The sequence below is a fragment of the Synechococcus sp. R5-13 genome, from assembly GCF_047462015.1.
In the GTDB taxonomy this organism is placed as follows: Bacteria; Cyanobacteriota; Cyanobacteriia; order Thermostichales; family Thermostichaceae; genus Thermostichus.
The window spans coordinates 1-540 of sequence record NZ_JANSIL010000065.1 but is presented as its reverse complement, the minus strand read 5'-3'; the positions used below and the strand labels follow the sequence as shown (position 1 = coordinate 540).

At 58.3% G+C, this 540-nt stretch carries 1 protein-coding gene; it reads right to left on the bottom strand.

Annotation, left to right across the window (positions count from 1 at the left end; genetic code table 11):
• Window positions 1–332: 332 nt before the first annotated feature.
• Window positions 333–540: hypothetical protein (locus tag NW840_RS05570; RefSeq protein WP_414342893.1), on the bottom strand; the 208-nt coding region annotated here is incomplete at its 5' end.

Sequence of the window (540 nt, the reverse complement as noted above, 5' to 3'; positions counted from 1 at the left end):
GGTGTTGGAGTTGGTGTAGGGGTTGGAGTGGGCACAGGTGTTGGTGTGGGGGTCGGAGTTGGCGTGGGCGTGGCAACCGTGAGAGGACCCCTTGAGGAAGAGCCGCAGGCAGCCATCAGCCCGGCCAGAGCGGCGGCCAACACTGAGGAAACAAGGGAAACACGCCAACTGGTTGGGAAGTTGCGGTCAGACATTCTCAAATCTCCAGCGAAGGATCAGCAAGAATTGGGGTAGCGGTTGCAGTCTTGGTTCGGCGACGGCCAGCTCAGGGGAACTAACGGGTATTATTCCCTAGCCCTAGCCCAGAAGGAAGAGGATCCACAGCTCTGGGCCTAGTCTTGGCTCATAAGGTAGGTAATGGCGCGGTTTTGCTGCTCAACCACCTGGCGCAGCTCGGCAATGCTGGCCCGCAGCTCAGCGATGGACTCCCTAGTTTGGGCAATGGCTGCAAAAACTTGCCCAATGGCCTCTGCGTTCTGGGCGGTGGCTGCAAAAAGACGCTCGATGGCCTCTGTGTTCTGGACAGTAACTGTGGAAACA